The 18776-nt window shown below is 62.0% G+C and carries 18 protein-coding genes and 2 pseudogenes; 8 read left to right on the forward strand and 12 right to left on the reverse strand.

Going from position 1 to position 18776, the window contains the following annotated elements; translation table 11 throughout:
* Nucleotides 1-506 precede the first annotated feature (506 nt).
* Together AD662_RS30150 and AD662_RS30155 are read left to right on the forward strand one after the other, a co-directional pair.
* Nucleotides 507-797, forward strand: a pseudogene (locus AD662_RS30150) (PAS domain-containing protein); the annotation flags it as partial.
* Nucleotides 777-1046: pseudogene (locus AD662_RS30155) on the forward strand (methyl-accepting chemotaxis protein); the annotation flags it as partial. The pseudogenes AD662_RS30150 and AD662_RS30155, both read left to right, overlap by 21 nt.
* A 133-nt stretch (nucleotides 1047-1179) precedes the next feature.
* Here AD662_RS30155 and AD662_RS14095 read toward each other — a convergent pair.
* Complete coding sequence (locus tag AD662_RS14095; RefSeq protein WP_053188105.1) at nucleotides 1180-2508, reverse strand: alginate export family protein; 1329 nt, start codon at nucleotides 2506-2508, stop codon at nucleotides 1180-1182.
* 291 nt (nucleotides 2509-2799) lie between these two features.
* Between AD662_RS14095 and AD662_RS14100 the strand changes: the two genes are divergently transcribed.
* The 3 genes from AD662_RS14100 (at nucleotide 2800) to feaR (ending at nucleotide 5950) form a co-directional block, all read left to right on the forward strand.
* Entirely contained in the window at nucleotides 2800-4299 is a 1500-nt protein-coding gene (locus AD662_RS14100) for an APC family permease (protein ID WP_053188108.1), read from the forward strand.
* The gene (locus AD662_RS14105) at nucleotides 4244-4864 is read left to right on the forward strand and encodes a DUF3156 family protein (RefSeq protein ID WP_053188111.1); all 621 of its coding nucleotides are present in this window, start codon (nucleotides 4244-4246) and stop codon (nucleotides 4862-4864) included. The genes AD662_RS14100 and AD662_RS14105 overlap by 56 nt, the downstream gene beginning before the upstream one ends.
* 123 nt (nucleotides 4865-4987) lie before the next feature.
* Nucleotides 4988-5950: a transcriptional regulator FeaR gene (feaR, locus tag AD662_RS14110; protein WP_053179561.1), complete on the forward strand. Its 963-nt coding sequence runs from the start codon at nucleotides 4988-4990 to the stop codon at nucleotides 5948-5950.
* Nucleotides 5951-6132: 182 nt separating this feature from the next.
* Here feaR and AD662_RS14115 read toward each other — a convergent pair whose 3' ends face one another.
* The 6 genes from AD662_RS14115 to AD662_RS14140 form a co-directional block, all read right to left on the reverse strand.
* Nucleotides 6133-6900 (reverse strand): SDR family oxidoreductase, encoded by a 768-nt coding sequence (locus tag AD662_RS14115; protein ID WP_053188114.1) that lies wholly within the window; start codon nucleotides 6898-6900, stop codon nucleotides 6133-6135.
* Nucleotides 6893-7693: an SDR family NAD(P)-dependent oxidoreductase gene (locus AD662_RS14120; protein ID WP_053188115.1), complete on the reverse strand. Its 801-nt coding sequence runs from the start codon at nucleotides 7691-7693 to the stop codon at nucleotides 6893-6895. Before AD662_RS14120 ends, AD662_RS14115 begins: the two co-directional genes overlap by 8 nt.
* Nucleotides 7686-8507, reverse strand: a complete 822-nt coding sequence (locus AD662_RS14125; protein ID WP_053188118.1) for a molybdenum cofactor biosynthesis F family protein — start codon at nucleotides 8505-8507, stop codon at nucleotides 7686-7688. The genes AD662_RS14120 and AD662_RS14125 overlap by 8 nt, the downstream gene beginning before the upstream one ends.
* Nucleotides 8508-8585: 78 nt before the next feature.
* Nucleotides 8586-9245: a helix-turn-helix transcriptional regulator gene (locus tag AD662_RS14130; RefSeq protein WP_018613332.1), complete on the reverse strand. Its 660-nt coding sequence runs from the start codon at nucleotides 9243-9245 to the stop codon at nucleotides 8586-8588.
* A gap of 51 nt (nucleotides 9246-9296) precedes the next feature.
* Complete coding sequence (locus AD662_RS14135) at nucleotides 9297-9662, reverse strand: cupin domain-containing protein (RefSeq protein ID WP_018613329.1); 366 nt, start codon at nucleotides 9660-9662, stop codon at nucleotides 9297-9299.
* A gap of 178 nt (nucleotides 9663-9840) precedes the next feature.
* A complete protein-coding gene (locus AD662_RS14140; RefSeq protein ID WP_053188121.1) occupies nucleotides 9841-11139 on the reverse strand; it encodes an NAD(P)/FAD-dependent oxidoreductase in 1299 nt (432 codons plus the stop codon).
* 311 nt (nucleotides 11140-11450) lie between these two features.
* Here AD662_RS14140 and AD662_RS14145 point away from each other — a divergent pair, with 311 nt between their 5' ends.
* The 3 genes from AD662_RS14145 to hpaR all read left to right on the forward strand — a co-directional run bounded on the left by AD662_RS14145 (nucleotide 11451) and on the right by hpaR (nucleotide 14274).
* Nucleotides 11451-12620 carry a p-hydroxyphenylacetate 3-hydroxylase oxygenase component gene (locus AD662_RS14145; RefSeq protein WP_053188125.1) on the forward strand — a complete coding sequence of 390 codons (1170 nt, stop codon included), beginning with the start codon at nucleotides 11451-11453 and terminating at the stop codon, nucleotides 12618-12620.
* 65 nt (nucleotides 12621-12685) lie between these two features.
* Nucleotides 12686-13627 carry a p-hydroxyphenylacetate 3-hydroxylase reductase component gene (locus AD662_RS14150; RefSeq protein WP_053188127.1) on the forward strand — a complete coding sequence of 314 codons (942 nt, stop codon included), beginning with the start codon at nucleotides 12686-12688 and terminating at the stop codon, nucleotides 13625-13627.
* A gap of 224 nt (nucleotides 13628-13851) precedes the next feature.
* The gene (gene hpaR / locus AD662_RS14155; RefSeq protein WP_018613322.1) at nucleotides 13852-14274 is read left to right on the forward strand and encodes a homoprotocatechuate degradation operon regulator HpaR; all 423 of its coding nucleotides are present in this window, start codon (nucleotides 13852-13854) and stop codon (nucleotides 14272-14274) included.
* 139 nt (nucleotides 14275-14413) lie between these two features.
* Here hpaR and hpaI read toward each other — a convergent pair whose 3' ends face one another.
* From hpaI to hpaD, 5 genes are read right to left on the reverse strand one after another with little or no spacing between them, the layout of a single operon-like run.
* Nucleotides 14414-15211 (reverse strand): 4-hydroxy-2-oxoheptanedioate aldolase, encoded by a 798-nt coding sequence (gene hpaI, locus AD662_RS14160; protein ID WP_053179571.1) that lies wholly within the window; start codon nucleotides 15209-15211, stop codon nucleotides 14414-14416.
* 14 nt (nucleotides 15212-15225) lie between these two features.
* Nucleotides 15226-16029: a 2-oxo-hept-4-ene-1,7-dioate hydratase gene (gene hpaH, locus AD662_RS14165; RefSeq protein ID WP_018613318.1), complete on the reverse strand. Its 804-nt coding sequence runs from the start codon at nucleotides 16027-16029 to the stop codon at nucleotides 15226-15228.
* Nucleotides 16030-16041: 12 nt separating this feature from the next.
* Complete coding sequence (locus tag AD662_RS14170) at nucleotides 16042-17346, reverse strand: MFS transporter (protein ID WP_053188130.1); 1305 nt, start codon at nucleotides 17344-17346, stop codon at nucleotides 16042-16044.
* A gap of 52 nt (nucleotides 17347-17398) precedes the next feature.
* Nucleotides 17399-17791 carry a tautomerase family protein gene (locus AD662_RS14175; RefSeq protein ID WP_053188133.1) on the reverse strand — a complete coding sequence of 131 codons (393 nt, stop codon included), beginning with the start codon at nucleotides 17789-17791 and terminating at the stop codon, nucleotides 17399-17401.
* A gap of 45 nt (nucleotides 17792-17836) precedes the next feature.
* Entirely contained in the window at nucleotides 17837-18694 is an 858-nt protein-coding gene (hpaD, locus tag AD662_RS14180) for a 3,4-dihydroxyphenylacetate 2,3-dioxygenase (protein WP_027911702.1), read from the reverse strand.
* Nucleotides 18695-18776: the final 82 nt, after the last annotated feature.

Below are 18776 nucleotides of genomic sequence, written 5' to 3' on the forward strand. Positions count from 1 at the left end.
GCAAGGCCCCGTGCAGGCAGGGACAAGCCAGCCTGGCCGGTTTGCGATCAGATCCGGGTTTCGACTTGATGGCATAGGGGCGGGCGATGTTTCTCCAGACCAACAAACAGAAACGGGTGTTGATCGCACAGGTGCAGCGCGTACTGGCCGGCGAAACGGAGGACACGCCGCTGCTCGACGCGTATCCGCCACTGCGCACCGTCCTTGAGCAGCATGCACGGCAGATGGCGAGCGCGACTGCGCATCTGCATCAGGTCGAGGCACAAGTGGAGACGCAAACCTTGCGCTGGCAGCAAAGCGAGCATGAGTTGCACAAGGTTCGCCAGCAATTGGAGCAAGCCCACGAGCGCGAGCAGGTGCTTGAAATTCGCTTGGGCGAACTCAGCCTGCAGCTGCAGCAACAACGCCGGGATGCGCAGATCTGGGAGCTGCTGCAGTCGACCCTGACGGAAGGCTGCTGGGACATTACCGTGGTCAACGGTGACCTCCAGCACCCGGCCAGTGGCATGCGCTTTTCCAGTCAGTTCCGTGCGCTGCTGGGTTACGGGCCTGACGACCTGCCCGATGGCTGGGATGCCCAGGTCGGCATCACCCACCCGGACGACTTGCCCAAGATCATGGCCATTTTCGACCGGGAAATCCTTGGCTCACAGGGCAGCGGTGAATACGTCTTCGAATACCGGATGCGCCACAAGACCCGGGATTACATCTGGTGTCGTGAACGCGGTCGGGCGGTACGCGACTCCCATGGGCAACTGGTGCGGATCATTGGTGCGGTGCGTGATATCAGTGACGAGCGCTCGGCCCAGTCCACCCATCAGCGCATGCTCGAACAGAACCAGGTGACCTACGCCCAGATTGCCACGGTGGTGGGGGTGATCAAGGGCATTGCCGACCAGACCAATCTGCTCGCCTTGAACGCCGCAATTGAAGCCGCCAGGGCCGGAGATGTCGGGCGCGGTTTCTCAGTGGTGGCCGATGAGGTGCGCAAGCTGGCGCAAAGCACCCGGCAGGCGACCCATCAGATCCAGACCATGTTGCACCAGCACAGATAACAGGCGAATCGCTATCCCGTAGGAGCTGACGAGTGCAACGAGGCTGCGATCTTCCCAAAGACACTTGCATCAAAAGCGAAAGATCAAAAGATCGCAGCCTGCGGCAGCTCCTACGGTCGGCCTGTCAGAACGGAACCGCCACCACCAACTGGCTATAGACGTTGGTGCCATTGCCGCCAACCTGATTGCCACCGCTGTCCGCATCCTTCTCAGGCTTGTACAGGCCCACCAATGGCGTGATGATCAGGTGCTCATTCACCGCCCATTCCACGTACAGGTCCAGCTCCTGCGCATCGAGGTTCAGCGCGTCACGGGTATGCAGGGTCTGATAGTCGAAGAACAGTGCACCAATGGTCACGGTTTCTGCCGGCTTGAGCTTGAGGCCGACGTGCTGGATGGCGGTATTGCTGTTGAACGGACCGGCATAGTTGCCCGCCACTTCACCCTGGAACCAGGTGCCATAACCACGGCTCTGGCCGTTGAACATCGAGTCCCAGTCTTTGGAGTAGCGGCTGTAGCGATAGGTCAGGTCTGGCGTCCAGGGCAGGTCGGCGAAGGTGTAGCCGGCTTCGGTGTACCAGGCTTTCTCCGGGCCCGCGTCCTTGTCCTGCCAGGCGTACTCGAAGGAGAAATGCGCATTTTCGATGCCGGCATTCCCGGCGCCGCGCAGGCTGTAGATGTCCATGCCGTCGCGCTGCTTCTGGAAGTCGCTGGCGTAGCGGTCATCGACATCGATGCCATGGATATAGGTCAGCCCCAGGGTGCCAGGTGCGGCGGTGTATTCCAGGGTGCTGGCGGCCATTTCGGTGTTGGCCTGGGCGCGGTTGTCGGACTTGATCCACATCAGGCTGCCATGCACGCCTTCCTTGCCGCCCAGGCGCACGACAGCGGTTTTGTCGAAGGCATGCCGGGCCGCCAGGTAATAGGCGCCGCCACGGTTGAGCTCGCCATCGGCCACGCCTTTGCCCAGGTTCAGGCCATCGTCGTTGATGATGAAACCGTCGCCCAGGGTGATCACCTGGCGGCCGTAGGACAAGTCGACACCGTCCTTGCCCAATGCCGGGAACAGATCCCCCGAACGCCAGCCGGCAAAGGCTTCATCGAACTTGGTGGTGCGTTCGGAGCCGTCGCTCAAGCCGGCTGCGTCGCCATCGCCCCAAGTGCCGGAGCTGACCAGGTTGGCCGTCCCGTAGACACTGCCCAGGCCGCCGAGTGTCTGGTCGATACTCAGGCCATACTTGATGAAACCTTCGCGCCAGCTCGAACCGCCGGCGGTGCCGTCGTAGTTCTTGCGGCTGTTGAACAGCCCGTAGACCGCCAGGAAGTTGCCGGTGACGGTGGTGTCTTCGTCGGTGTAAAGCTCATAGGCCTGCGCCGATGAATCGGCGACCAGCAGGGCAATGCCCAGGCCGATGGCGGTGCGCAGCAAAGGTGTACGGTGTGTGTGCTCCATGGTGGATTCCCCTGTGTGATAGGACAGCAGAGCGCGCATTAAGGGGAGTGGTACCCGGGGAAGTCTTTCACCTGCCTGCCATGGAGTTGACTCAGGCCGCCAGCGCCGCGGTGTTGGCAGGCAGCAACAAAACCGGCGGCAGACATGGGCAAGACGCCCGGGGCGGCGCAGCGCAGAGTAAGGCTGCACGCAACGCCGTTTCGATCAGGGATTGGTTGGGGAAGGCATGATCGCCGGCTCCTGGACGGCAGTGGCATCCCTACTAAAAATCCGCTTTCGAGGATCTGCACCATGTCGATCAATGACAGGCTCACCGAGCACTTGAACCGGGGTTCGGTGGGCTTTCCCACCGCGTTGGCCAGCACCATTGGCCTGATCATGGCAAGCCCCGTGATTCTCACCGCGACCATGGGCTTTGGCATTGGTGGCAGCGCCTTTGCCGTGGCGATGCTGATCGCCGTGGTCATGATGCTGGCCCAGGCGACGACGTTTGCCGAGGCCGCGTCGATGCTCCCGACCACCGGCTCGGTCTATGACTACATCAACTGTGGCATGGGACGTTTCTTCGCGATTACCGGGACCTTGTCGGCCTATCTGATTGTTCATGTGTTCGCCGGCACCGCCGAGACCATCCTGGCCGGTGTCATGGCCCTGGTGAACTTCGAACACCTCAACACCCTGGCCGAATCGGCAGGCGGCTCCTGGTTGCTGGGCGTGGGGTTCGTGGTGGTGTTTGGCGTACTCAATGCGTTCGGCGTCAGTGCCTTTGGCCGGGCCGAAATCATCCTGACGTTCGGCATGTGGACCACCCTGATGGTGTTCGGCGTGCTGGGCCTGATCGCTGCGCCGGCGGTGGAGCTGGAGGGCTGGTTTGGTGCGTCCGTGGTGGGCACCGATCTGGTCACGGTGTTGTCGCTGGTGGGCATGGCCATGTTCATGTTTGTCGGCTGCGAATTCGTCACACCGCTGGCGCCGGACCTGCGCAACTCTGCGAAAACCATGCCCCGGGCGATGATGCTGGGCTTGTTCAGCGTTGCCACCTGCATGTTCATCTACGGCGCAGCGATGAAGCGCCAGGTGGAAAACGTGCTGCTCGATGCCACCAGCGGTGTGCATCTGCTCGACACCCCCATGGCGATTCCACGCTTCGCCGAACAGGTCATGGGCGATATCGGCCCGATGTGGCTGGGCATCGGCTTTCTGTTTGCCGGTGCGGCGACCATCAACACCCTGATGGCCGGCGTGCCGCGAATTCTCTACGGCATGGCGGTGGACGGCGCGTTGCCGAAGGTCTTCACTTATCTGCACCCGCGCTTCAAGACGCCGTTGCTGTGCATCCTGGTGGCGATGCTGATTCCTTGCCTGCATGCGTGGTGGCTGGGCGGTAATCCCGACAACATCATGCACTTGGTGCTGGCCGCGGTATGTGCCTGGAGTTTTGCCTACCTGCTGGTGACCGTGTCGGTGGTCAGCCTGCGGATTCGTCGCCCTGATCTGCCGCGGGCCTATCGCTCGCCGTGGTTCCCGTTGCCACAGATCCTGTCCAGTGTCGGCATTGTGTTGGGCATGTGGTTCATCACACCGCCCGGGATGAATCCGGCAGACATCTACGTGCCCTTCGCGGTGATGCTCTGCGGCACCGCGGCGTATGCCTTGTTCTGGACCCTGGTGGTACAGAAGGTCAATCCATTCAAGCCAGCGTCGGTAGAAGACGTGCTGGCCAAGGAGTTCTCCCATGAGCCAGGGCAACCTGCGGGCGAGTTTATCGACCCTGCTGCAAAAACTGTCTGAGTTGTTCAGCGCCCAGCGCGCCCCGGCCGGTTATCGGCCTGGGGCGACCCTGGAACACTTGCGGCGCAACCTGGCGCTGGTGCGATTCGAGGTGGTGGGCCCGGCTACGGCGACGGCCGCCACCGACGATGGCAGCTTGCAGTTGGAGATTGTCGAGCGCACCGAGTCGCAGTTGTTGATGCACCTGGTGATGACCGAGTTCGTGCTGCGCGTGCCTGCCTCCCGAGAGGGCACGGCGCGCCTGGAACTGCACCACGGCGGGGCTGTTCGGCGTAGCGGCATTCGTTGCCGGCAGCGGGACGGGCGCAGTGACCTGGCGGCCCGGTTGCAGGCGGCCGTGGAGCAGGATCCGGTGCTGTACCAGGCCCTCATGCCGCTGGATTTCAAACGGCTGCTCATCGATCTGCAAGGACGCCAGTGGTGCGTGCGCCTGGAACACATGGGCGGTAGCGAAGTGGTCAATCGCATGCCGGCCTTTCGTCGCTATATCCCGTTGAGCCGGGAGCAGCGCACTGTCTTGCTGGCGACCTTGAGTGGCCTGCAGCGGGTGTTGGCAACGCTCTGATTCCTTTGTTCTACCCTGGCATCATTCCTGCTACTGCTCTGGCGATCAGGTACTTGTTGCGCGCATATAGATAACATGTTAACTATTGCCGCACAAAAACAAAAAGCCACTGCGGAGAATGCCATGAGCATGCAACAGGTTGGGCAGGACGGTCTGGACACTTGGAACCGGGATCTGCGGGCGACTTGCGGCCACTTCGACACCGAGCTGGCCTTCAATCGTGCGCTGTTCATTGGTGAAGTGTCGAACTTCCATCGGGGTGGCCTTGCCCTCGCGAACCTGCGCACCAATGCCGGTAACATCAAGCGTCACTCGCCCAACGCCGATCACGATGATGACCAGGATTGCCTCCTGGTCAGCCAGCGCAGTGGCTACTGCCGCATTACCCAGAACGGTCGGAGCATCCAGTTGGCGCCCGGTGAGTTGTTGTTGATGGATTCCGTTGGGGCGCTTGAAATCACCCCGTTCGGCCTGATCGAACACGCGGTGCTGTCCTTGTCGCGCCAGGACGTGTCGCGGCAACTGGGCGGGGAAACCAGGACCTTTGGCAAGGTGTCGTCCAGCAAGGCGTGTGGGCGGATGCTGCATGTCTTGATGGACCAGCTGTGCAGGGACACACCGGACGGCGAGGGCGCGGCGGGCGAGGGTGAAGCCTTGCAGAGTGCCTTCGTTTCGCTGTTGGGCTCGGCCCTGGAACAGGATAATGATGGCCGTGACGAAGGGGTGGCGTTACAGGGGAGTCACTTGCGCAGCTATGTGCAGAAGGTCATCGACGAATCACTGACCCAGCCCGGCCTCAGCCCGGTGGGCCTGGCCAATCGGCTGAATATTTCGGTGCGGCATCTGTATCGCTTGTTCGAAGAGCAGGATGACAGCGTTTGCCGCTACATCCAGCGGGCCCGGCTCAAGCGCAGCGCTGATGACCTGACCAACCCGTTCCTGCGAGATGAGTCCATTACCTCGATTGCCTACAAATGGGGCTTTACCGATTCGGCGCATTTCAGCCGTTCGTTCAAGAAGCAGTTCGAGCTGTCGCCCAAGGAGTTTCGTTCCAGCCGTTTGCAGGTGGGGATGGGGGTGGCTTGAGTGGATGTGTCCAATAGCTTTGCAGTCTGAACCACCGCTTTCGCGAGCAAGCCCGCTCCCACAAAGGGATTTGTGATGAACATGATTTTTTTGGATGACATTGGAAAGTGTGGGAGCGGGCTTGCTCGCGAAGGCGGCGGTACATTCACCACCATCGTCAGCGAGGCACCGCTCCCGTAGGCTCAAACCTCCGGCAAAGTCGAACCCCCATCGACCACCAAAGTCTGCCCGGTCACATAACTGGCCAGGCTCGACGCCAGGAACAGCATGGCGCCAGCGATGTCGCTCGGTTGGCCCAATCGACCCAGCGGCACCCGGCGGGCGATGTCCTGGTTGACCTCATCGTCGCCAAGATTCGCCATGGCCGGTGTTGCAATCATGCCCGGCTCGACGCCATTGACGCGGACATTCTCGACCGCCAGCTCCAGCGCGGCATTGCGAATGAAACCATTGACCCCGGCCTTGGAGGCCGCGTAGTGGCTGAGCCCTGGATACGCGACCCGCGGGCCGGTGACCGAGGAGGTCACCAGCACGCAGCCTTGGCCCTGGCGCCGGAACATCGGCAACGCGGCCTGGGTCAGCCAGAACAGCGCCGACAAGTTCACCGCCAGCGTTCGCTCAAGCATCGACGGGGTGATCTCGGCGAACGGTGTCAGCGGAAAATAGCCGGCGTTGTGCACCAGGATATCCAGCCTCCCCAAGCGTTGCTCCAGCTCGGCCATCATCCCGAAGACCGCCGTTGCGTCGGCCAGGTCAACCCCCACCGCTTGCACCTGACAGCCCACGGCGGTCAATTCGCCGGCCACTGCTTCGGCCCGGGCCAGGCCCAGGTCGGCAATGACCACGCGAGCCCCTCGCAGGGCAAACGCTTCGACGATGGCCCGGCCAATGCCCTGGGCGCCGCCCGTGACCAGTACGGTCTGGCCGCTGAAATCCAGATCCTCAGGCATCGGTCGCCTCCATCCGGCTGAAGGCCAGTGTCGGCACGTCGACGATGCTGGAACCGCCATCGGCCACCAACGTCGCCCCAGTGATGATCGACGCATCAGGCGAGGCCAGGAAACGACAGGCGTTGGCGATTTCCTGCGCACTGGCCGGCCTGCGCAACGGCACGTCGGCGCAGACCCGGTCATACGCCTGTTGCAACGTTTCGCCATGGAACTGCATCAATGCCTGCATTTCTTCATCGGCCATGGGCGTGCGGACCCAACCTGGGCAGATCGCATTGACTCGTACGCCGTGAGGCCCGTAATCCCTTGCCAGGGAGCGGTTGAGGCCCAGCAGCGCATGCTTGGCGGTGGTGTAGCCGCACACGTGCGGGCCTGCCGCCAAGGAAGCAATGGAGGCGATCAGCACAATGTTGCCGGCGCTTTCCTGCAGCAGGGGCAGGCACGCCCGGGCGCTGTAGAAGGCGCTGTCGAGATTGCTGCGCAGGGCCGCTTCCCAGGCCGATGGCTGAGTCTCGGTGGCGCTGCCCAATCCCATGCCGCCGGCACAGGCCAGCAGCACGTCGAGTCGGCCAAAACGCGTGCGAATCTGCTCGACGAAGCCGTCCCAGGTGGTCGGGCAGGCCGCGTCGCCCACCAGCACCAGGCCGCCGATGTCCTCGGCGAGGGTTTCCAGGGGCTCGCGGCGTCGACCGATCAGCACCAGGTTGGCGCCTTCGGCGGCATACAGGCGGGCGCAGGCCGCACCGATACCGGTGCCGGCGCCCGTGATCACGACGGTGCGTAATTCAGGCATCGGGATACTCCGTCTGATTGATAACCTGGCAGTAGGAACTGACCGGGAAATTGGAATACTCATCGAACGACTCACCGGCGTAGCCAAAGATCTTGCCGTCGCTGCGATGCTGTTGCAGGTCGATCAGCACCAGGCCCAGGGTCGGGATGATTTTTTCCCGCCACACGAACAGGTACAGCTGATCGGCGATCTTGTAGGTGTCGCAGCGATCGGTGTCGCACAGGCCTTGTTCAACGCCCTTGAGGCACTGCCACGAGTAGAACTGGTCGTTGAGGTAAATGTGTTCATAGACTTCGCTCGGGCTGTAGCGATACAGGTTGCGCAGCCCCACCAGTTCGGTGGTCGGTGCGTGCGGGCACAGGCCAGGCTGCCAGGGACGATCGAGGCTGCCGTGCAGGAACTGCGCTTGAACCGAGGTCAGGGGCTTGCCGGTCAACGCCCGGCTGTAGAGGCCTTCGCCGGTTTCTTGCTGGCTTGGCATGCGGCCGATCACGGCGGTGAAGGACGCGCTGGCGGTATCGAGCACCAGGCTTATCGATGACGTCAGCTCGCCTTCGCGCTTGATGAAGTCCACCAGGTACAGGCCCGGGCGTACCGACGTGGCCCGGTAGGGCGCGGTGCCGCTGGAGTGCCCATCGGCGGCGTTCCAGGACACGGCATTCTGCTCGAAGCGATGCTCGATCTGCCAGCCATTGGCGAAATGCAGGGTGAAGGTCTTGCCGTCCAGGTCGGCCAGGTTTGGCAGGATGAAGGCTTCGGGGGCAAAGCCATCGGCCAGGGCGCCGACGGTGATCCAGTCTGAATAGGTGCTCATTGCAAGGCTCCGGTGGTTGAGTTAGCCACTCGGATCATGCGGTGCCGGGCAACGGCGGCCTATCAACCAAATGGTTGATCAGAGGAACAGTGCGCTGACCAACTCGGTACGGCTGCTCACGCCAACCTTGCGAAACAGGTGGATCAGGTGAGTCTTGATGGTCGGTAAGCCCACCTCCAGCTCCCGGGCCAATTGCTTGTTGCTGACGCCTTGGCGCAGCAGCCAGGCAATCTGGCGTTCCTTGGGCGTCAAGTCGCCCAGTGGGTCCTCATGGCCAGGCAAATGGGCCACGGCCAGTTGCAGCAAGGCCTGCAACGCGCTGAGTTGACTCAACTGCTGGCTGGTGAAGACGCCTTGCTCGGCAGTGCGCAGCAACGAAATCGCGGCTTGGGGCTGACCGTCCCGATGGGCGAAGACTTCCACCACGTCGACCACGCCGTAGCGCTGCAGGAAGTCGTGATAACGATGGTTGTCACGTCGCGGTTGGCGGGCCATCGCCAGGCTCAACGGCACCACGGCCAACTCGCTGGACACGCAGTGGCGCGGGTGCAGCGGATCGAACTGGCGGTAGTTGTCCAGGTAGTCGCGGTGCATCTCGCCGCTCATCCCATGCAGGCTGAAGTCATGGACCTGCAACTGCCGATCAACGCAGTAGAACGCCGCCCGGCTGACGGGAACCAGCTGGGTAAAGGCGTGCAGGCACTGGCCGGCGATGTCCTGGGTGGGGATGACGTTCATGCTCGCACCTTCGCCGAGAGGGCTGCCGGTGGGGCCGGCAGCCAAGTCCGATCAGGCTACCGCGAAGTAGTGTTTGACGAAACTCTCGCTGAGCACTTCCCACAGCACCGGCGTGCCCTTGGTCACGAACCAGCTGTCGCCGGCCTTGTAGCGGGTGCTCTGGCCGGTGGTCTCGTCGGTGAGCACTACTTCACCGGTGACCACGGTGGCTTGTTCGGCGAAGGGGTAGACCATCCGGAACTTGCCTTGGGTGGTGCCGAAGTAGGCGCTGCTGACGGGGTCGGTCGGTGCGCCGAAGGTCATCTTGCCGAAGGCTTTGACTTCGCCTTCGAGAATCTGCGAACCGAGATCGGCGACGGTTCCCCAGGCGTCCAGGTCGGACAGCTGGATGTCTTTTTCGAGGGTGATAAGGGGCATGGCAGTGACTCCTGATGATTGAAAAATAGTGAAGTTGGGTGGCGTGCTGTAGGAGCTGGCGAAGCCTGCGATCTTTTGATTTTGACCTTTCGCTCTAGACTCAATGGTCAATGGAAAGATCGCAGCCTCGTTTCACTCGACAGCTCCTACGGCAGCGCAGCGGGATAAATCCCCTCCCTCAGCGACGGCCGTTCCAGTAGCCCGACAGCTGATGCCAGGACTTGCCGGCGGTCAGCAGCAATGGACGAATGGCGTCTTTGCCGATGATGGTCGGGCGATGGATCGAGCTGACCAGGTCGTAGCGCGCCGAGCCTTCGCTCATGCCTTCGGCCAGCACTTTGCAGATGATGTGGCTCGGGGTGACGCCAAAGCCTGAGTAGCCCTGGACGAAAAACGCGTTGCTGCGACCGGGTAGGGTGCCGATCTGCGGGAACAGGTTCGGGCTGCACGCCATCGGGCCACCCCAGGCCAGGTCGATCTTCACGTCCTTGAGGTACGGGAAGATCTTCAGCATCAGGCGCCGGTTCCAGGCCTTGAGATCCTGGGGAATGTGCTCCACCAACGGCGTCGCGGCACCGAACAGCAGGCGGTTTTCGTGGGTGACGCGGTAGTAGTCGATCACCGGGCGAATGTCGCTGTAGGCACCGCGAATCGGGCTGATGCGCTGGATCAGTTCGTCCGACAACGGCTCGGTCATCATCTGGAAGGCGTAGGTGTTGATGGTCGAGCGGTGCAGTTCCGGTTCCAGCTTGTTGAGGAAACTGTCGCAGGCCCAGAGCAGCTTGCTGGCCCTGACCGAGCCACGCCCGGTACGCACGGTGATGCGCTCGCCATAGCTGACTTCCAGGGCCGGGCTGTTTTCGAAAATCCGCACGCCGTGGCTGACCAGGGCCTTGGCCTCACCCAGTAGCAGATTCAGCGAGTGCACGTGCCCGCCGCCCATGTGCAGCAAGGCGCTGCTGTAGGCCTTGGAGCCGATGATCTGCTGCACGTCGGAGCCGCCGAGAAAGCGGATCTCGTGTTTGCTGTTGACTGACTTGAAGTCTTTTTCCCAGGCCCGCAGGGTTTTCTCCTGGCGCGCGTTGAAGCCCATGTAGCCGTAGCCGTGGCAGAAGTCGGCATCGATGGCGTACTTGGCGATACGGTCCTTGATGATGTCGGCGCCCAGGTCGCTGATCTCGAAGATCTGGCGCAGGCCGTCTTCACCCACGTCCTTCTTGATCTTTTCCAGGTCATGACCGATGCCGGCCATGATCTGCCCGCCATTGCGCCCGGTGCCGCCGAACCCCAGGTAACGCGCCTCCAGCACCACGATGTTGGTGATGCCTTTTTCGGCGAGCTCCAGCGCGGTATTGATGCCGGAGAAACCGCCGCCAATGACCACAACATCGGCGTCCACGTCCTGTTCCAGCGTGGGGAAGCTGAGGTTGTATTTCTTGGTGGCCGTGTAATAGGTGGGCGTTTCGATATTGATCATGACGCAACCTGACAAAGTGAAAGGAAACTCCGTTGCAACGCCTACGCAAGGCATTGCAGGGGATGGCCCTATTAAGAGCCCGGATGGGGGCGCCTGTCTTGATCATCCGTGCCGGGGTATTTGACCGAGCGCGCCAGGGAGCCGAAACCTGCCCATGAAAAGTACAATCTTGGATCTGGAAGGTGCATTTTTCAGCCGCCCGTGATTGCCCATACTGGACCGGCCTTAATCACTGATCCCGCTGTTTGTGCAACCTCAGGTTGCCGGGCAGAGGCGGGATCGGCAGATGCCAATAATAAAAGAGCCTGTCCATGAAAAAGCCAAACCCGCTGCTCGAAGACCTCAAGCCGATCCTGCCGGTCATTGCCGCCAATGCCTTCCAGGCGGAGAAAGACCGTAGCGTGCCTGCCGAGAATATAGCCTTGCTCAAAAGCATCGGCATGCACCGGGCCTTCCAACCAAAACCCTACGGTGGCATGGAGATTTCCCTGCCGCAGTTCGCCGATTGCATCGCGCTGCTGGCCGGTGCCTGTGCCAGCACGGCCTGGGCCATGAGCCTGTTGTGCACCCACAGCCATCAGTTGGCAATGTTCCCGGCCAAGGCCCAGCAGGAAGTCTGGGGCGATGATCCCGATGCCACCGCCAGCAGCAGCATCGCGCCGTTTGGTCGCACCGAGGACGTCGAGGGCGGTGTGATGTTCAGCGGTGAAATGGGCTGGAGCAGCGGCTGCGATCATGCCGAATGGGCGATCGTGGGGTTTCGCCGTAAAAACGCCGAAGGCGCCCAGGACTATTGCTTTGCAGTGCTGCCGCGCAGCGACTATGCGATTCGCGATGACTGGTTTGCGGTGGGCATGCGCGGCAGTGGCAGCAAGACGTTGATCATCGACAATGCTTTCGTGCCGGAACACCGGATCCAGAAAGCCAAGGACATGATGGAGGGCAAGTCCGGCGGATTCGGCCTCTACCCCGACAGCAAGATTTTCTACTCGCCATACCGACCTTACTTCGCCAGTGGTTTCTCCACGGTCAGCCTCGGCGTGGCCGAACGGATGCTGGAGGTCTTTCGCGAGAAAACCCGCAACCGTGTGCGGGCCTACACCGGTGCGGCAGTCGGTGCCGCTACCCCGGCGTTGATGCGCCTGGCCGAGTCGACCCATCAGGTGGCGGCGGCCCGTGCCTTCCTGGAGAAAACCTGGCAGGAGCACGCCGAATACGGCGAGCGCCATGAATACCCCAGCCGGGAAACCCTGGCGTTTTGGCGGACCAACCAGGGTTACGCCACCAAGATGTGCATCCAGGCCGTCGATCGCTTGATGGAGGCGGCTGGCGGCGGTGCCTGGTTCGAAAGCAATGAGTTGCAACGGCTGTTCCGCGACGCCCACCTGACCGGCGCCCATGCCTATACCGACTACGACGTCTGCGCGCAGATTCTCGGTCGTGAGCTGATGGGGCTCGAGCCCAATCCATCCATGGTTTGACCGCCTGTTCGCTGAACCCTAGAACAATAATCGAGGCCGTCGCTCGAGGCGGCCGGGAGTCTTGCATGTCCAGTCTTTGTGCTACCGCTTTCGATACCCGCGCGTTCCGCCGGGCCCTGGGTAACTTCGCCACCGGCGTGACCGTGGTCACCGCTGCCACTGAAGATGGCCGCAAGGTCGGTGTGACGGCCAACAGTTTCAACTCGGTGTCCCTGGACCCGCCATTGATCCTGTGGAGCATCGACAAACGTTCCAGCAGCCATGGCGTGTTCGAAGCCGCCAGCCACTTTGCGGTGAACGTGCTGGCCGCCGACCAGATCGACCTGTCGAACAACTTCGCACGACCCAAGGAGGACCGCTTCGCTGAAATCGAATTCGAGACCGGCGAAGGCGGCGCACCGGTGCTTGTCGATTGTTCGGCGCGTTTTCACTGTGAAAAATTCCAGCAGGTCGATGGCGGCGATCACTGGATCATGATCGGCAAGGTCGTGGCGTTTGATGATTTCGGACGCTCGCCGTTGCTCTATCACCAGGGCGCCTACTCGATGGTGCTGCCTCACACGCGCATGACCAAACGGGAAGAGGGCCAGTCCCCCAGCAGTCACTTCCAGGGGCGCTTGAGCCATAACCTGTATTACCTGATGACCCAGGCACTGCGGGCCTATCAGGCCAGCTACCAGCCGCGTCAGTTGTCCACCGGCTTGCGCACCAGTGAGGCGCGGATGTTGATGGTGCTGGAGAACGACGCCGGGCTGAACCTGTGCGACCTGCAGCGGGAAGTGGCGATGCCGGTGCGCGAGATCGAAGAAGCCGTGGCCAACCTCAAGCGCAAGGGCCTGGTGAGCGATGAAGGCGAGCGGGTACGCCTGACTGCCAAGGGTATCGATGAGACCGAAGGGCTCTGGGCGATTGCCAAGGAGCAGCAGGACAAGGTGTTCGACCCGTTCAGCGAGGAACAGGTCGAGCACTTCAAGCAAGTGCTCAAGGGGGTGATCAAGGGAGCTTGAGCGACATTCAGTAAAGACTGGCATTCACCCCTTGTGGCGAGAGATGTGTTGTGGGAGCAAAGCTTGCTCGCGACATAGGCGACTCGATTTCTGAAAGAGTTTCATTGCCTGTATCGCGAGCAAGCTTTGCTCCCACAATGAGTCCCCTTGCCGCAGGTAACTCGGCATCGAAAATGATAAGATTTAGTTAACTCATTAACTAAATCCCTCTCGCGAACATACTCATGCCCAAGCTGCGCCAATCCTTGACCCTGACTCTGCTCCAGGCCCGCGAAGCGGCCATGGGGTTTTTCCGGCCTTCCCTCAATCAACATGGCTTGACCGAGCAGCAATGGCGGGTCATCCGTATTCTCAGCCAGCATGATGAGCTGGAGATCAATCGCCTGGCCGAATTGGCCTGCATCCTCAAACCCAGCATGACCGGCGTGTTGGTGCGCATGGAAGCGGCGGGCATGGTGGTGCGGCGCAAGGCTGAACAGGATCAGCGGCGAGTGCTGGTGCGCCTGGCGCCGCAAGGGCAGGCGAGTTTCGATTCGATGAGCCAGAGCATGGAAGAGAATTACCAGCGTCTGCAGGACAAGTTAGGGGAGGAAAAATTGCAGACGCTGCTGGGGTTGCTCAATGAGCTGAAGGCGATCAGGCGCTGAGACCCCGGGCTAGTTGTTTTCTGTGGGAGCAAGGCTTGCCCGCGATGAAGACGCTGCGGTCTTTCAGAGACCGAGGTGCCTGTTTCGCGAGCAAGCTTTGCTCCCACAGATCCCCTTGCCACAAGGTATTTGATACCGATCAGTACACGCCGCCAACCGCAGGCTTCGGTGTGTCCTTGAACGTCGCCGCCAGTGTCTGCAAGCCCCGCATCAACACCGTCGTATCCACGCCCACCGCGACAAACGCCGCGCCGAGTTCGATATAGCGCCGGGCCAGTTTTTCATCGGCGCTGAGAATCCCGGCTGCCTTGCCGGCCTGGCGGATGCGGGCGATGGCGTCTTCGATGGCCGCTTGCACCTCCGGGTGACCGGGGTTGCCGCGAAAACCCATGGACGCGCTCAGGTCCGCCGGGCCGATAAAGACCCCATCCACACCTTCCACTGCCGCAATTTCATCCAGGTTGGCCAGGCCTTCGCGGCTTTCGATCTGGACCAACAGGCACATCTGTTCGTCGGCCTTGTCGAGGTAACCGGGGATGCTGTTCCAGCGTGATGCCCGGGCCAGTGCGCTGCCGACGCCGCGTACGCCATGGGGCGGGTAGTGGATGGCGCGCACCAGTTCGCGCGCCTGGTCGGCGCTTTCCACCATCGGCACCAGCAGGGTCTGCACGCCAATATCGAGCACTTGCTTGATCAGCGCCGTGTCACCGATCACCGGGCGTATCACCGGCTGGCTGGGGTAGGGTGCCACGGCCTGAAGCTGGCCGAGCAAGGTGCGCAAGTCGTTGGGCGCGTGTTCACCGTCGATCAGCAGCCAGTCGAAGCCGGCGTTGGCCGCCAGTTCCGCACAGTAGGCATCGGCCAACCCCAGCCACAGGCCGATCTGCGCCTCGCCGCTGCGCAGGCGTTGCTTGAAGGTATTGATGGGCATGTCCATGAAACGGTCTCCGATCAGACGAAACGGCAGGCAATGGAACCGAGCATGTCGTAGTCGACATGGAAGGTGTCGCCGGGGTTGGCGGCCACCGGGCGGGTGAAGGAGCCACCGAGGATGACCTGTCCCGGTTGCAGGGTGACGTCATAGGCCGCCAGTTTGTTCGCCAGCCAGGCCACGCCTTTGGCCGGGTGATTGAGCACCGCCGCCGAGACGCCGGACTCTTCGATCACGCCGTTGCGGTAGAGCACCGCCGGCACCTTGCGCAGGTCGATCTCGGTCGGGCGTACGGCGCGACCGCCCATGACCACGCCGGCATTGGCGGCGTTGTCGGAGATGGTGTCGAACACCTTGCGGGTCGCCTTGGTCTGCGGGTCGATCTGCTGGATGCGCGCATCGATGATTTCCAGCGCCGGGATCACCCATTCAGTGGCGTCGAGCACGTCGAACACCGTCACGTTCGGACCTTTCAACGGCTTGCCGAGGATGAACGCCAGCTCCACTTCCACCCGTGGCACGATGAAACGCTCGAACGGGATATCGGTGCCTTCATCGAAAAACATGTCGTCGAGCAGTGCGCCGTAGTCCGGCTCGGTGATGTTCGACGACACCTGCATGGCCCGGGAGGTCAGGCCGATCTTGTGGCCGACCAGCTTGCGACCGTCCTTGATTTTTTGCGCGACCCAGGCGCGCTGGATGGCGTAGGCATCCTCGATGGTGATGTCCGGGTGATCGAGGGAAAACTGCCGCACCTGTTCGCGGGAGCGTTCGGCATGGTCGAGGCGGGCGGCGGCTTGCTGGATGAGGTTCTGGTCAAGCATGGCAAGGGTCTCTTATTGAGGGTTGACGATGGCGGCCCGGGTGCGCAGCACCAGCAAGCCGCCAAGGGCGATGAGCAGGGCCAGCACATACAGGGCGAGGCTGGCGCTCTGGGTGGTGTCGCGCATCCAACCGATCAGGTAGGGCGCGAAGAATGAGGCGATGCTGCCGAAGGAGCTGATCAGCGCAATACCGGCTGCCTGGGTGGCGTTGGACAGGAAGGCTGGCGGCAGCTGCCAGAACATCGGCAACGCCGCACTGGCGCCCATGCCGGCGACAATCAGGCCGCTGAGCACCAGGGTCGGATTACCAGGTGAGAGCCCGGTGACCGCAATACCCAGCGCGGCCATCCACAGCGGCACGCACAGGTGCCAGCGGCGTTCGCGATGGCGGTCGGAGGAACGCCCGCAGCCGATCATGAAGAAACAGCCGGCCAGGTACGGCACCGCGCTGAGCAGCCCGACCTTGCCGTCGCTGCCGATGCCGGCGCCATGGATCAGGGTCGGCATCCAGAAGGCCAGGGTGTTCACCGCCAGCATCACGGCGAAGTAAACCGCCACCAACAACCAGACCTGCGGATTGTTGAGGATCGCCGAAAACGAGGTGATGGATTTGCGCTGTTCTTCAAGGCTCAGTTGTTCGCGCAGCTGCTGCTTGGCGTGTGGTGTGAGCCACCTGACCGTCTCGAAATTGTCCGGCAGGCACTTGAGCACAACAAGGCCGAGCAGGATCACCGGTAGCCCTTCGATGACGAACATCCATTGCCAGCCGCGCAGGCCGCCAAGGTCATGGAAGTGCTCGAGAATGCCGCCGGACAAAGGCCCGCCAATCACCCCGGCCATCGGCACGGCGATGGCAAACAACGCAGTCACCTGGGCCCGACGCCGGGCCGGATACCAACGGTTGAGAAAGACCAGGATGCCAGGAAAGAAACCGGCCTCGGCCACGCCCAGCAGAAAGCGCAACACGTAGAAACCGGCGGCGCTGTCGATCAGGAACATGCCGGTGGACAAGGCGCCCCAGACCACCATCAGCGCGGCGATCCAGCGCCGCGGACCGACCCGGTCCAGGGCCATGTTGCTGGGCACCCCAAACAGCGCGTAGGCGATGAAGAACAGCCCTGCGCCGAAGCCGTAGACTGTATCGCTGAACTGCAGGTCGGCGCTCATCTGCATCTTCGCGAAGCCGATGTTGATGCGATCCAGGTGGGCAAAGAGGTAACAGACCAGCAGCAGCGGCATCAGCCGCCAGGTGATGGTGGCGTGGGTGCGGTCGTGCGCGATGGTGCCGGCCGTGTTGGCGGTATTGGCTGTGCTCATGATCTTGTACTTTTTGTCAGAGAGGCCGATGGGAAACGCGAGGCAGACGGATTCAGATGGCCTGGCCCTTGAGGAAGGCGTGGACGTTGTTGGCCTTGAAATTGAGTTGTTCGTGCAGCTCGATCATCTCGAACGACAGGGCCAGCAGGCGTTGGGCCTGGAGCTCGGCGAAGTGCGCGGTGATCACCTCGAAGAGTTTTTCCGCGACTTTCTGGCGGGTGGCCAGGTCACGGCCGTGGCCGACTTTCAAGGTCATGTGCACGAAGGCGTAGTCGTGCTTGCCGTCAGCCATGCGCCAGGTGTCCAGGCGCACGCCGCGGCTGCGAATGCCGCCCAGGGGGAACACGCCGCTGTCGCCCAGCAAGGCGTGGACCTTTTCAAACAGGCCGGGCAGGTCGGCTTGTGGTTCGATGTTGTCGGTGTATTCAGCGATGAAATGCGGCATGAACGGCTCCTTCAGGCCGCACGGGAATGCCGTACGGCCGCAGTGTCAAACAGGGAAGACAGCGTTGATCTGTCCGGTGCCGGAGCTGCCGAAAGGCTCGGTGATGATTTCGGCAGGCTTGTCGTAGTCCGGCCCGCCGAGCAACCCCAGCAGCATCGCCGTGTCATGCATCTTGCCTTCGCCAAAGCAGTGTTCGGCGTAGTCCGGGAGCATGGCGCAGAACTCTTTCCAGCGGCCCTGGCGCCACATCTCGACGACGTGCAGGTCGACCTGCTTGTCGAATTCCCGCGTCCAGTTGTGGATGTTGGCTTCGGCGTTGCGATCATCGGAGAAACGGTGCGACAGCGAGCCGGACGCCAGCACCAGCACCTTGCGATCGCTTTTTTCGATGGCCCGGCGCACGGCGGCGCCGAAGGTGAAGCTGTCTTGCAGGCGGTGCCAGGCGCACCAGGCGGCAATCGACACGACGTTGAATTTCTGTTCCTGAGGGACGTCCATGTGCATGTAGCGCATGGGCACCAGCGTGCCGTATTCCAGTTCAAGACTCGGGATGTTGTGGGCCAGGGTGCGCACGTCGGCGGCATTGGCCTCGGCGGCGATCAGCTCGCCCAGTTCCGGGGCGCCTGAGTATTCGTACTCCATGTTCTTGATGAAGTGCGGCAGCTCGTTGCTGGTGTAGATGCCCTTGAAGTGCGCGCCGCTGTTGACGTGATAGGCGCTGTTGACCAGCCAGTGCACGTCGAACACCACGGCGGTATCGGCCCCCAGTTCCCGGGCGCGACGACCGATTTCCTTGTGGCCGGCAATCGCGGCGGCGCGGCAACCGTGGTGCTTGCCGGGCAGCTCCGACAGGTACATCGAGGGAACGTGGCAGATTTTCGCAGCCAGGACGACTTCGCCCATGATGATTCTCCTGAAAAATTGTTCTTGTTGAATCTTGGTTGTGGGAGCAAAGCTTGCTCGCGAATGCAGACGACTCGATTTC

The organism is Pseudomonas kilonensis (assembly GCF_001269885.1).
GTDB lineage: Bacteria > Pseudomonadota > Gammaproteobacteria > Pseudomonadales > Pseudomonadaceae > Aquipseudomonas > Aquipseudomonas kilonensis.

Excerpts from the sequence above, each read along its gene's own strand:
- AD662_RS14095 (WP_053188105.1), bottom strand. The coding sequence starts at position 2,508 with ATGGAGCACACACACCGTACACCTTTGCTGCGCACCGCCATCGGCCTG.
- AD662_RS14100 (WP_053188108.1), top strand. The coding sequence starts at position 2,800 with ATGTCGATCAATGACAGGCTCACCGAGCACTTGAACCGGGGTTCGGTG.
- AD662_RS14105 (WP_053188111.1), top strand. The coding sequence starts at position 4,244 with ATGAGCCAGGGCAACCTGCGGGCGAGTTTATCGACCCTGCTGCAAAAA.
- feaR (WP_053179561.1), top strand. The coding sequence starts at position 4,988 with ATGAGCATGCAACAGGTTGGGCAGGACGGTCTGGACACTTGGAACCGG.
- AD662_RS14115 (WP_053188114.1), bottom strand. The coding sequence starts at position 6,900 with ATGCCTGAGGATCTGGATTTCAGCGGCCAGACCGTACTGGTCACGGGC.
- AD662_RS14120 (WP_053188115.1), bottom strand. The coding sequence starts at position 7,693 with ATGCCTGAATTACGCACCGTCGTGATCACGGGCGCCGGCACCGGTATC.
- AD662_RS14125 (WP_053188118.1), bottom strand. The coding sequence starts at position 8,507 with ATGAGCACCTATTCAGACTGGATCACCGTCGGCGCCCTGGCCGATGGC.
- AD662_RS14130 (WP_018613332.1), bottom strand. The coding sequence starts at position 9,245 with ATGAACGTCATCCCCACCCAGGACATCGCCGGCCAGTGCCTGCACGCC.
- AD662_RS14135 (WP_018613329.1), bottom strand. The coding sequence starts at position 9,662 with ATGCCCCTTATCACCCTCGAAAAAGACATCCAGCTGTCCGACCTGGAC.
- AD662_RS14140 (WP_053188121.1), bottom strand. The coding sequence starts at position 11,139 with ATGATCAATATCGAAACGCCCACCTATTACACGGCCACCAAGAAATAC.
- AD662_RS14145 (WP_053188125.1), top strand. The coding sequence starts at position 11,451 with ATGAAAAAGCCAAACCCGCTGCTCGAAGACCTCAAGCCGATCCTGCCG.
- AD662_RS14150 (WP_053188127.1), top strand. The coding sequence starts at position 12,686 with ATGTCCAGTCTTTGTGCTACCGCTTTCGATACCCGCGCGTTCCGCCGG.
- hpaR (WP_018613322.1), top strand. The coding sequence starts at position 13,852 with ATGCCCAAGCTGCGCCAATCCTTGACCCTGACTCTGCTCCAGGCCCGC.
- hpaI (WP_053179571.1), bottom strand. The coding sequence starts at position 15,211 with ATGGACATGCCCATCAATACCTTCAAGCAACGCCTGCGCAGCGGCGAG.
- hpaH (WP_018613318.1), bottom strand. The coding sequence starts at position 16,029 with ATGCTTGACCAGAACCTCATCCAGCAAGCCGCCGCCCGCCTCGACCAT.
- AD662_RS14170 (WP_053188130.1), bottom strand. The coding sequence starts at position 17,346 with ATGAGCACAGCCAATACCGCCAACACGGCCGGCACCATCGCGCACGAC.
- AD662_RS14175 (WP_053188133.1), bottom strand. The coding sequence starts at position 17,791 with ATGCCGCATTTCATCGCTGAATACACCGACAACATCGAACCACAAGCC.
- hpaD (WP_027911702.1), bottom strand. The coding sequence starts at position 18,694 with ATGGGCGAAGTCGTCCTGGCTGCGAAAATCTGCCACGTTCCCTCGATG.